This window comes from Vibrio sp. 10N.261.52.C2 (assembly GCF_041471425.1).
Classification (GTDB): domain Bacteria; phylum Pseudomonadota; class Gammaproteobacteria; order Enterobacterales; family Vibrionaceae; genus Vibrio; species Vibrio crassostreae_C.
Genome location: NZ_JBFROH010000009.1, coordinates 66,214 through 77,088, shown reverse-complemented (window position 1 = coordinate 77,088; position 10,875 = coordinate 66,214). Strand labels below are relative to the sequence as shown.

The 10,875-nt window shown below is 41.5% G+C and carries 11 protein-coding genes; 5 read left to right on the top strand and 6 right to left on the bottom strand.

The features are described from left to right. Nucleotides 1-208: 208 nt before the first annotated feature. The gene (locus AB4307_RS02960; protein WP_137001856.1) at nucleotides 209-802 is read right to left on the bottom strand and encodes a TfoX/Sxy family DNA transformation protein; all 594 of its coding nucleotides are present in this window, start codon (nucleotides 800-802) and stop codon (nucleotides 209-211) included. A gap of 192 nt (nucleotides 803-994) precedes the next feature. Here AB4307_RS02960 and AB4307_RS02955 point away from each other — a divergent pair, with 192 nt between their 5' ends. The 4 genes from AB4307_RS02955 to AB4307_RS02940 all read left to right on the top strand — a co-directional run bounded on the left by AB4307_RS02955 (nucleotide 995) and on the right by AB4307_RS02940 (nucleotide 5,952). Continuing rightward, nucleotides 995-1,303 (top strand): Hpt domain-containing protein, encoded by a 309-nt coding sequence (locus AB4307_RS02955; RefSeq protein ID WP_017061719.1) that lies wholly within the window; start codon nucleotides 995-997, stop codon nucleotides 1,301-1,303. Between the two features lie 16 nt (nucleotides 1,304-1,319). Beyond that, nucleotides 1,320-3,638 carry an ATP-binding protein gene (locus AB4307_RS02950; protein ID WP_372131056.1) on the top strand — a complete coding sequence of 773 codons (2,319 nt, stop codon included), beginning with the start codon at nucleotides 1,320-1,322 and terminating at the stop codon, nucleotides 3,636-3,638. A 258-nt stretch (nucleotides 3,639-3,896) separates the two neighbouring features. Next, a complete protein-coding gene (locus AB4307_RS02945) occupies nucleotides 3,897-4,757 on the top strand; it encodes a helix-turn-helix transcriptional regulator (RefSeq protein WP_102319859.1) in 861 nt (286 codons plus the stop codon). Beyond that, complete coding sequence (locus AB4307_RS02940) at nucleotides 4,750-5,952, top strand: EAL domain-containing response regulator (protein ID WP_372131054.1); 1,203 nt, start codon at nucleotides 4,750-4,752, stop codon at nucleotides 5,950-5,952. Before AB4307_RS02945 ends, AB4307_RS02940 begins: the two co-directional genes overlap by 8 nt. 54 nt (nucleotides 5,953-6,006) lie before the next feature. Here AB4307_RS02940 and moeB read toward each other — a convergent pair whose 3' ends face one another. Further along, on the bottom strand, nucleotides 6,007-6,759 hold the full coding sequence (gene moeB, locus AB4307_RS02935) for a molybdopterin-synthase adenylyltransferase MoeB (RefSeq protein ID WP_065583719.1): 753 nt from the start codon (nucleotides 6,757-6,759) through the stop codon (nucleotides 6,007-6,009). Nucleotides 6,760-6,771: 12 nt separating this feature from the next. Continuing rightward, entirely contained in the window at nucleotides 6,772-8,007 is a 1,236-nt protein-coding gene (moeA, locus tag AB4307_RS02930) for a molybdopterin molybdotransferase MoeA (protein ID WP_102393097.1), read from the bottom strand. Nucleotides 8,008-8,223: 216 nt separating this feature from the next. Here moeA and folE point away from each other — a divergent pair, with 216 nt between their 5' ends. Next, nucleotides 8,224-8,877, top strand: coding sequence for a GTP cyclohydrolase I FolE (gene folE, locus AB4307_RS02925; protein ID WP_017061725.1), 654 nt, complete (start codon nucleotides 8,224-8,226; stop codon nucleotides 8,875-8,877). Nucleotides 8,878-9,178: 301 nt separating this feature from the next. Here the strand turns inward: folE and AB4307_RS02920 are convergent, their stop codons facing one another. The 3 genes from AB4307_RS02920 to AB4307_RS02910 all read right to left on the bottom strand — a co-directional run bounded on the left by AB4307_RS02920 (nucleotide 9,179) and on the right by AB4307_RS02910 (nucleotide 10,691). Then, nucleotides 9,179-9,832, bottom strand: coding sequence for a hypothetical protein (locus tag AB4307_RS02920; RefSeq protein ID WP_229648331.1), 654 nt, complete (start codon nucleotides 9,830-9,832; stop codon nucleotides 9,179-9,181). Next, nucleotides 9,825-10,364 (bottom strand): YaeQ family protein, encoded by a 540-nt coding sequence (locus tag AB4307_RS02915; protein ID WP_017061727.1) that lies wholly within the window; start codon nucleotides 10,362-10,364, stop codon nucleotides 9,825-9,827. The genes AB4307_RS02920 and AB4307_RS02915 overlap by 8 nt, the downstream gene beginning before the upstream one ends. A gap of 117 nt (nucleotides 10,365-10,481) precedes the next feature. Then, nucleotides 10,482-10,691 (bottom strand): cold-shock protein, encoded by a 210-nt coding sequence (locus AB4307_RS02910; protein ID WP_010430417.1) that lies wholly within the window; start codon nucleotides 10,689-10,691, stop codon nucleotides 10,482-10,484. Nucleotides 10,692-10,875: the final 184 nt, after the last annotated feature.

Genomic DNA, 10,875 nt, shown 5'->3' with positions numbered 1-10,875 from the left:
GTACTTTTCGCCATTTTTTGGAGGGTGTCAGCATTAAAGAATTGCTTAAATTGCTTCTGTAAGGAGATAATCGTCATCGGCTTCACTATTGATGTAGGTAGTTTGTTTGGCGACGATTATCTGATCATAAATGAAGCCTTTTTTCTATCTAAATAAACAAGTTAGCTCTTAAGATCCTGTCTATGAAGCTTCGTTAAAACAATATAGGCTAACAATAACTTTGAGCTTGGGTGCGCAATGCATTTTTTAGGTTCGTCGGCAGTTGTGAACGGTGTATACCCTGGATTGCACCCTCTAACGACCAAACTAACTCGATGGTTGGTTTATGGTGGGTATGCTGTTGGATAGCCTCTACAGCACCAATCGTGCCCAGGTTTTTGAGTTTCTCAATGGAGTTTATACCCGCTTTCTCAAGAAGTTGCTCAGTTGAGAATCGCATGTTGGGTAAGTCTTTGAGCCTTTCGGGAGCAGAAATATAACTGCTTCGTGATCTCTTTATTTGCTCTAGTGCGATTTCTGCTTCACATAGAGTCAAAGAATACTTGCTCCAAGGGTTTGCTGGCAACTTGTAATAATCCGCATTCTGACTTACTCCAAGTACGCTCGCATTCACCTTGGGGTAGCCCTTGTTAATAAAGTAGCCTTCTTGTGCCGGTGTTCCTCTGAGGTACAGCTCCCCACTTTTATGTAGAACGAGCAAAACGTGATCTACATAGAAGGCCGTTACGCCAAATATTTGTTTTATAGACACTCGACCTAATTGTTCCAAGCGTCTAAAAGTATGTCTGAAAAGTTGAGCCATTATTTTCACTCGATAATCATAAAAAGTGTGATCTATTGTCCAAATGTAGCCAGCAGTGAATATGGCATAAGCCAAGTTAAAAAACAGACAATGCCATTAGGCATGCCGGTTATTTAAATTCTCGATCTGCCATATCAGTTTTGTAACAGACGGTCAAAATTAAGGGGGGTCACGAAGGCGGGAGAAATTGGTATGTATAGCATCGACACAAATGTATTTTTAATGGCGACGGGTTGTAACTTTCAATCGGATATTGGCGTTCGATTTCGTCAGATTGCTATTAGAAGTTTGCACAAGGTTAATGATGATATTCTTCAAGGAGGTGAGTCCAATCGAGCGCTCGCCCATAAAGTGAAAGGCATTGCGTTATCTTGCGGGGCTACAGAGGTTGCAAGAATTTGTCTTAAATTGGAGCACTACGACGCGGTAATCAATGAAAGTGCCGGAAAAAAGATTTTGATGGATGTGTCTAACGCCATGATTCAACTTTTTGACGCTTAAGTTGGAGGATAGGAACGTGTCTTTTAAAAATAAAATCATTTTCACCAACGCAACAATACTGGTTCTATTTGTGGTGTTGCTTACGTACTCCGCTATCGAAATCGTTCAGGTTTCTTCACAAAACCAATTTGAAGAGATAAAGGAGAGCATTACGGGAAATAACAAAAAGCTTCTACTTACCTTTGTGAAAGCTCAAAGTGTAACCCTCGATAAAGAGGTCGAGCTGATCACTGAGGAAGTGGAGCATGTAGCGATTGATTTTGCTCATGATTTTGTTAATGAATCGAAAAACGAGGCACTTCGTAATAAACAACTGGCTTATATCAACACAGAGCGTAAGCCTTTTATCAAAAAGGTGCTTTTTATTGACACTGAACGCAACCAAGAAGTCTCTATCACCGAAAATGGTATTGTAAGCCGCTCTATTTCTGTCGATTTTAGTCGCATGATCCACTACAAGAATTTCTATATAGGGAAAGAAGTTAAAGTGGGGCACGTCACTAAGTTTGCCATTTATATCCGTCCAGAGCACTGGGATAACGCGTTACTCAAATTTGATTTAGATTTAGAGTATTTTTCTCGTTCACTGACTTTTGAAAATATGATCGATGAATTCCAATACCGTTATTTCTTAGTAGACGACAGCGGCAAGCTTATCGCGTCGAATCTACAACAGAATGTCGACCAATTGATGTCTGAAAGTGTTTTTGATGAACAAATTCAAAAGAGTGTCGGAAGCCATATCATGTCACATTACTTGGGTAGTTTTGTGGTAAGTGGCGAAAAAGGTGTTTTCAATGTCACTTTTGTTCAGAACCGTCAAACCGGTTGGAGGTTGATTTTAGTCACGCCAGAGCATGTGATTCGTTCCAGTTATGCGACCACCAAAGAGCTGGTTTTATCTGGTGATAACTCGTTGATCAAACGCCTGTTCTTTGCTTATATCCTTTTGCTTGGTCTGTTTTTAGCTATTAACTCAATCGCGGTGAATAAGATGCTGATACCTATTTCTAAATTGATCGCACAAGCTAAATATCTAAAGCAGCGTGATTTTAATAAATCCAGACATACTGTTTATAGTAATGGAGACGAAATTGAACAGCTTTCAAAGGCTTATTCTGAGGCTGGGATCCAGATTCAAAATTTGATTGAAGGGCTTGAATATGAAGTTGAAGAGCGAACGAAGCAGTACGAGATAGCAGCGCAAGAGGCGAGTGAGGCCAATAAACAGAAATCGGTGCTGCTTTCAAATGTGTCCCATGAGGTTCGCACGCCACTGAACGCGATTATTGGTTATACACATATGCTAAGCCATAGCAAAAACTTTGACGAATATCGCCATCAGCTGAACGGTATTTCGAGTGCGAGCAATACTATTTTAGGCATTGTGAATGACCTATTGGATTTTGAAAGAGTAAAAGCAGCAAGCTATTCATTAAACCCTAAATGCCTGTCAGTAATGAGTTTGATGCGCGAAATTGAAAATACGTTTTTTCCGCTTAGCGAGTCTAAACAATTGTCGCTTGATATTATATGCAATGTCGATGCTTCGACAACATTGATGATTGATGAGCTTCGTATTAAGCAAGCAATCAATAATATAGTTTCGAACGCATTGAAGTTTACAAACAAGGGAGGGGTGACAATAGAAGTTTCAACCGACGATAGAGCATTCAATATCTCCGTAAGCGATACTGGAGTCGGTATTCCCCAAGATAAATTGGATGCGGTGTTTAACGGCTTTGAACAGGTTAATCAAGAAGACCAACAGTTTGGTTTTGGCTTGGGCTTGGCGATAACTAAAACCATCGTAGAGTTAATGAAGGGTTCGTTGCGTGTTGAGAGTGTGCTCGGCACCGGTAGTACTTTTGTTATCTCACTCCCAGCTCAAGAAATTATGAATGTTCTTGAGTGTTCTAACGGTGTTGCTGAACAGGTATATAACGTTAGAGAGCGCTTAGACTGCACAAGTAAAAAAGCCTTGATCGTTGATGATGTTGAGTTCAACCGAGAAATTCTAGAGTTCCACTTAAACGAGCTAGGTTGTGAATGCATGACCGCGAATGATGGTTTGGAGGCTTTAGCACTCGCTTCTGAACATGACTTTGATGTTGTACTGACGGATATTTCAATGCCGGTTATGGATGGCATTGAGCTTGCTTCTGAGTTGGAAAAGCGTAAGCCATCGTTACCTATAATTGCCGTTACGGCACGAGCTACCATTCAAGAAGAGGCTCGAATGGACCAATACTTTTCGTGTTATCTAACCAAACCGCTCAACCCGAGCGATCTAAAGCTAAAGCTTCATTGCGCTTTATCAGGTGGTACTTGCTAACTTAGTTAAATACTCCTACCTATAACCTGAGGGTAAGCCATCTTCGGATCTTCATGTATTATTTTCATCTGTTTTTCTGAGAGTTATGGGCATTGTCATCAAGATAATGCCCAAACTGTTATGAAAATAACTATCATCCAATAAGTGTTGAGAGTAGCTGGGCATTTTCAAATTATTCAATCACAGCTTGCCCTTAGCTTTTGTTCGTATTTAATTAAAAATAAGCTAAATCACAATAACGAATAAGAAAATAAAGCTATGTTTGGAAATATTATACGTACGTTTCGTGTTAATAATGGTTTGTCTCAAACTAATTTTGTTGATGCGATTCAAAGAAGTAACTCTAACTTTAACAACCTGGACGTTGTGACACTAAGCCGTTGGGAAAGAGGAGTAACAACTCCCCACTTAAAACGTCAAAACGAGTTACTGGACCTTATTGGAGTCAACATATTTGATGTTTGGGAGGCAAACGACTCACAAACAGTTCTCACAGGGTTAACGAATAAATTTAATAATAACGGTTATATTGATATGAACATGCACGTCCAAACAGAAGTTACGGTGATTAACTCAAATAATTCATTCCTTCTTGGGAAGATTACCAAGTTAATTGATGTCATCTTTGAATATGAGGATAACGTTATGCTCAGTAATTTAGAAGATTTAGGTATGAGTAGAAAGGTAATTATTGAAAAAATAATAAATCAATATTCTGGAGAGTTAACGCTCGTCACGGTTAATGGGCAATTAATCGGACACTTATTAAGTGCTAACTATAATCTTGCAGCAGATTTTTTGGAGCAAGTCTTAGTATCTAAAGAAGATAGAGCACATTTAGTTGTTACTTTTAACTGCACTCATTATTCGTCATTTACAGACACAATGGGCAGAGAGGCGTACAAGTATCTACAAAGCTTAAATCCAGATAAAGAGCTTTATATACTACTGAAAAGCAAAAGGATTTTTGATCTGTTTTTTTCATTGGGCTGCGAGTATCGAAGTGTAAGAAGTAACGATAGATCAATGAAGGTCATGAACTTGGATTCAAAGAAAATGAAATCACAACGCACTTGGATGGATATTATTGCAAACTATAAAGGTGAAGAGAATGAATAACACAGTATTGATTGTTGACGATGTTGAACTATCGAGAGAGGTCATTAAAAATGCGGTCTCTTTATCTAATAAAAAAACATCTCTACAGTTTGCAGAAAATGCGTTCGATGCAATGAGCAAAATGCAAAACGCATCATTTGATTTGGTGATTATGGACATCATGATGCCCAATGGCGATGGATTTGAACTCTTGAGTATGATGTCGCAACAAAATGTTGAGTCTAAAATAATCATTATTTCAGGTTTGGATAAATCCATTGTTAGCTCGGTGAGTATGCTTGGAAAGCTCTATGAGTTAAATGTTGTCGCTTCACTAGAAAAGCCTATTTGGGCTAACCAAATAAGTGAGTTGGTTGATAAAGCACTTGAAGTTGAAACCATAACCAAAAGCGAGCTTGGCTTTGGTAACCGTGCAACAATCATCGATGACGATTTTCCCATCAATCTGGTTTATCAGCCGCAAGTTGTTTCGGATATAAATGTTATTTCGGGGTTTGAAGTGTTGTCACGATGGTCTGATGAAAACGGGACCTTACTTCCACCGAGCTATTTTTTGCCAGTAATTGAAGAGCTAGGAAAGCAAAAGGTTTTTACCAATATCGTGATAAATAAATTCATTCAGGATTATCATCTCCACTTCAGTGAACTTGATAAATCGTTGAGGTTCTCAATTAATATCGATCCTAATTTACTGACTGATGAATCTGTTGTCGATAATCTACTCGAGATCTATAAGCAAGGTATTGAGCATACTATCGTTGTAGAGCTGACTGAAAAGGGGCTTTCAGGCAATATTGAAAAAGAATTGTTGGCAAATATTTTACGGCTAAGGTTGAATGGTTTTGAGATCTCTATAGATGACTTTGGGATGGAAGCATCGAATATTGAACGTATTGTCAAACTGCCTATTAGTGAGATAAAAATAGATAAAACCATTACATGGGGACTTTGCCATAACATTGATTACAAGCAAAAAATCGATGAAGTTAAGAAGCTCGTTTCGGTAAAAAACGCACGTATTATCTATGAGGGTGTTGAAAATAAAGACACCTGTGCATTTCTGGAAGCTCTAGGCGGCTTTAACCAACAAGGTTTTCTTCATGGGGTTCCATCACTACCTGAAATTGTAGTTGAGATGCTCACAGAGCAAAAGGAGCTAGATTACGTCGCTTCTGAATATACTTCTAATCATTAACAACGTATTAGGGTAACGAGCCAAAGCCAACTCAATGGGCTTTGGCTCTTTTTATTACTTACCACACACCGAACAATTAGGCATCTTTATTAAATTCATTTCACGCCAGCTGTGAGACATGGCATCGAGAATCAAAAGTTTGCCTTGCTTTGGTTGTCCAAACTTGGCAATAACCTTGATAGCTTCCAAAGCCTGAGCCGCGCCTACCATGCCAACAACAGGTGCCATCACACCGGCTTCAACACAGCTTAGAGCAGCGTTGCCAAATAGAGCGCTTAAACACTGGTAACAGGGTGCGTCAGCATCTTGATAAGTGAAGACACTAATCTGACCTTCCATGCGAATCGCAGCGCCCGATACAAGTGGCGTTTTTGAGGCGTAACACAAACGGTTAAGTTGATTGCGCGTTTCAACGTTGTCGCTGGCATCAAGTACTAACGAATGCGCTTCAATGAGCTTTGCTAGTGCCTCGTCATCAAGTCTGTGGTCGACCGTTTCAACTCTAAGGTGTGGGTTTAACACCTGTAATGATTCAGCGGCTGAAACGACTTTCTTCTTACCAATATCAGCATCGGTGTGAAGCACTTGTCGTTGCAAGTTTGAAAGCTCGACAACATCGTCGTCGATCAGCATTAGCTTACCAATACCCGCAGTCGCAAGGTATTGAGCAGAGGCACAGCCTAAACCACCCGCACCTAACACCAAAATCGAGCTCTGTTTCAGCGCTTCTTGACCCTCAAAATCAAACTGCTTGAGAATGATCTGGCGGTTATAGCGAAGCATCTCTGCGTCAGACAGTATTTCCATCAGCAAGCCTCGTTAGTAAAGCGTGGAGTTAAACAGTTGAATCTGAACCGTTTCACCGACTTCAACACGGCCACGTTCGCGCTCTAGTACCACAAAGCAGTTTGCTAAGCTCATTGAGCGGAAAGCGCCAGAGCTTTGGTTACCTGTTGTTTCTACTACAAACTTACCGTTTTCAATCGAGTAGATGCCACGTTGGTAATCAGTACGGCCTGGGCCTTTTTTGAATGCAGATTTAGTGATAGCAGGAATCGACTCTGGTGCTGTCCATGCTGTGTGACCAGCTAATTTAGCCAGCATAGGCTGAACTAACACATACATAGTCATCATTGCTGATACTGGGTTACCCGGTAGGCCACAGAACCAAGCGTTGTCTAGCTCACCAAATGCGAATGGTTTACCTGGTTTGATTGCTAGTTTCCAAAAGCCGATTTCGCCAAGCTCTTCAAGAATGTCTTTGGTGTAATCAGCTTCGCCGACACTTACGCCACCAGAAGTGACAACTACGTCTGCCAGTTCTTGCGCTTTTACAAAGGTTTCTTTAAGCGTTGCTGGGCAATCAGGAATAATACCTAGGTCAATTGCTTCGCAACCAAACGCTTCAATCAGTGGTTTGATACCGTAGCGGTTGCTGTCGTAGATCTGACCATCTTCAAGAGGCTGACCTAATGGCTTGAGCTCATCGCCAGTAGAGAAGAAAGCGACTTTAGGTTTGTGTGCCACAGTTACATGACTCACACCGAGCGAAGCAATCATTGGAATGTCACGAGGTGTTAAACGTTCGCCACGGCTAAGAACGATATCGCCTTGCTTGATGTCGTCACCGGTAGGGCGAATGTTATTGTTCAGCTTGATGTCGTCTTGCTGAATCTCAATGCCAGCGTCAGTTTCAGCCGTGTTTTCTTGCATGATTACGACGTCACAACCTTCCGGGATCTTTGCGCCAGTCATAATGCGAATACAGGTGTTTGCTGGCCATTCACCTTCAAAAGGTTGACCTGCAAAGGACTTGCCCGCTAAAGGCAGCACTTTACTGTTCTCTAGGTCTGCTAAGCGCAGTGCATAGCCGTCCATTGCTGAGTTATCAAAAGGAGGGACGAAAATAGGGGATAGAATATCTTCAGCAAGTACGTAACCCAATGCTTCTGCTAATGGCAGTGATAAGGTCGTTTGAATAGGTTGAATTGGTGATAGCAGCTTATCTAGTGCTTCTTCAATTGGCATCAAGCCCGGAGCGTCGCAACAGCCCATAATTGAAATCCTTTGATCGTTATTATTTTGATTTGGCGGTTGGCAATAGGGATTCAATAGTTATCAAATCATGATGGTTCGCCAACGAAATTCTAGCCACTCTAGCACAGTTTAAGCCCCGTAAATAATGACCTCCCTTAAAATATGGGTGTATTTATTCAAAATTCCGAGTATCCTTGTTTGCCATCCAGAAGGGGTAATAAAAGAGGAAGTTCAATGTCAGGTCTTAGCGAATCAGCGAAGTTGGTTAAAGATGCGCTAGCAAGCCGTGGTTTAGAGACACCAATGAGTCCAAACCAGGTTAGCCGAGAAGAGAAAAAGGAACGAATCGAACACCATATGCGTGAGATTCTCACTCTCCTTGAACTTGATCTTACGGACGATAGTCTGGAAGAAACACCGCAACGTATTGCTAAAATGTACGTGGATGAAATTTTCTCTGGTTTGGATTACGCCAATTTCCCTAAAATTACGGTAATCGAAAACAAGATGGGCGTTCGTGAGATGGTACGAGTAAAAGACATTACCGTGACCAGTACTTGTGAGCACCACTTAGTGACGATTGATGGTAAGACTGCGGTCGCTTATATCCCTCGTGGGAAAATCATCGGCCTTTCAAAGATTAACCGTATTGTTCGATTCTTTGCTCAGCGCCCACAAGTTCAAGAACGTATGACGCAGCAGATCCTTGTTGCACTGCAAACGCTACTCGAAACTGATGACGTTGCTGTCACCATGGATGCGGTTCACTACTGCGTGAAATCACGCGGTGTAATGGACGCGACTAGCGAAACGACAACAACAGCTCTGGGCGGTATCTTCAGATCAAACCCAGCAACGCGCCACGAATTCTTACACGGCCTGCGTTAATACGTTTCGTTATTGGATGCACGTGATTTAGCCTTTGTAAATTGAAGTTCGTTGAAAATATTCTAAGCCTCGCTTTATGCGGGGCTTTTTTACGCCTGCAATGAAGTCAACTGTAATGGCTGAAAATGCTGTTATTCCCTAAAGTGAAGAATGAGCGACTTATTCACTTTCGCCATTCCCTAAAGTGAGGAATGAACGTAATAGGGAATCTGTTGCGGCCAAGCAGAAAAAGCACGCTCTATATCTTAACGTTTGTTGAAAGCATATAGAGCGTAACTAGAATCAGTCGCTGGTGGAGTGCTTAAGAAAGGTTAAACAAACGCTTTAAGTGGTGAACAATACCGGATGGCTTGTTCTCGGCTTGATAGATGCTCAAACCATCGTAAAAACTCGCCATGAACTCTACGCGAATCTCATCATCACTGCTTCTCGATATACGAGACAGTAGCGTAGCGGCTACAGCTGCGTGATCATTGGCTAGGCTGTAATCCATTCCTAGTCGTCCTTGAATGAACAACCACAAATGCGTGACTAGTTTTAACTGTTGAGCGTTAGAGTTTTGTAACTTGTCGCTGTGCTCAGTTCCCACTGTATTATCGAATACATTTTGCATCGCCTCATTCGCTTCTTTATTGCTTTCAAAGCGATAGCTTGCATCGATATGTACCTTGGTTAGCAAGCCAAGCAACGTCTGACGTGCAGAGTTCTCCGGCTTGTTCTCGCAAGCGTGTTTAAACAAAGCGTGGTTTTCATCAATAAATGACGACAGCTCTTTCTCGTAGCCTGTCGAGAGCGCTTTGACTGAACCTAAACCTGCTTCTTTTAAACACTGGTGAAGCTTGGTTCTAGCTTGTTGTTTAGCTTTGATTTCTTGCTGCGCGTCGGCTTGTTGCTTGGCTTCTTCTAGCTGGCTAGCTGCTGTTTGCGAATTATTCGGGGTTGGACGCTCAGTCATTACTCTGTAGCTCTTCCCACGTTACTTCTGCCGATTGAGTATCGCTGTTAATGAAAGCAGAGTTACCCGTCAGCATGACTGAAAGATCCATCGTACGTTGTGTCATCGCCGCTAGCTGCTCAATACCATCGTTGTCTAGACGAACGATCTGAGCTTTTAGGTAGCCGAATTTACCTTTGTTCTGCTCCCACCAAACGTTTGATTTAGTGTTGAAGCTGAATACGCGTACTGATTTAGATAGGCGAGTTGCCTTCTTAACACGCTCTGGATCGGGTTCGCCCACATCGACCCATTCTAGGATTTGATCGTCTAACGACTTCTGCCATAAATCGGGTTCTTCAATGCTAGACAACCCTTTAGTGAACTCAAGTTCAGGAGACGCATTGATACAGAAAGCCATGATTCGAGCCATCATTCGCTGTTCTGTTTCAGAAGGGTGTTGTGCAACCGTTAGATTGAAAGAGTCGTAATAGTCGCGATTCATATCGGTTAAAGAGATACGAAACTTGTAGATTGTCGGTTTAAGAGCCATTGAGAGGGTGTCTTAGGTAGAAATAGTGAAGGGGAATATTACCTTAAATCTCTGAATAGCGGGTAAAAAAATAGCCAGCAGAGGCTGGCTATTTTTAGAAAGCTTTAAAATACTAAATTAAAGTACTTTGATGCTGTCAGCTTGTGGGCCTTTTTGACCTTGAGATACTACGAACTCAACTTTTTGGCCTTCAGCAAGAGTTTTGAAACCGTCGCCAGTGATAGCAGAGAAGTGTGCGAATACGTCTGGGCCGTTTTCTTGTTGAATGAAGCCGAAGCCTTTAGTTTCGTTGAACCATTTTACTGTACCAGTAACTGTGTTAGACATGATGATATCCTAAAATTAAATTTTTATTTTGAGCCAATTGTGGCACTGATAGCGTGGAAAAGTTTATTGCTATTGCGTACAACACAACGGGGTTACTAGTAATCCAACGAAATGTTTATATACAAAGAACTTTCTTTCTAGCCGGGAACGAGTCTAAATCAAATCAGGGGATAGTCAATCGAAT

What these genes read in the sequence shown, in the direction of transcription:
- AB4307_RS02960 (WP_137001856.1), bottom strand. Translation starts at nt 802, where the DNA reads ATGGCTCAACTTTTCAGACATACTTTTAGACGCTTGGAACAATTAGGT.
- AB4307_RS02955 (WP_017061719.1), top strand. Translation starts at nt 995, where the DNA reads ATGTATAGCATCGACACAAATGTATTTTTAATGGCGACGGGTTGTAAC.
- AB4307_RS02945 (WP_102319859.1), top strand. Translation starts at nt 3,897, where the DNA reads ATGTTTGGAAATATTATACGTACGTTTCGTGTTAATAATGGTTTGTCT.
- AB4307_RS02940 (WP_372131054.1), top strand. Translation starts at nt 4,750, where the DNA reads ATGAATAACACAGTATTGATTGTTGACGATGTTGAACTATCGAGAGAG.
- moeB (WP_065583719.1), bottom strand. Translation starts at nt 6,759, where the DNA reads ATGGAAATACTGTCTGACGCAGAGATGCTTCGCTATAACCGCCAGATC.
- moeA (WP_102393097.1), bottom strand. Translation starts at nt 8,007, where the DNA reads ATGGGCTGTTGCGACGCTCCGGGCTTGATGCCAATTGAAGAAGCACTA.
- folE (WP_017061725.1), top strand. Translation starts at nt 8,224, where the DNA reads ATGTCAGGTCTTAGCGAATCAGCGAAGTTGGTTAAAGATGCGCTAGCA.
- AB4307_RS02920 (WP_229648331.1), bottom strand. Translation starts at nt 9,832, where the DNA reads ATGACTGAGCGTCCAACCCCGAATAATTCGCAAACAGCAGCTAGCCAG.
- AB4307_RS02915 (WP_017061727.1), bottom strand. Translation starts at nt 10,364, where the DNA reads ATGGCTCTTAAACCGACAATCTACAAGTTTCGTATCTCTTTAACCGAT.
- AB4307_RS02910 (WP_010430417.1), bottom strand. Translation starts at nt 10,691, where the DNA reads ATGTCTAACACAGTTACTGGTACAGTAAAATGGTTCAACGAAACTAAA.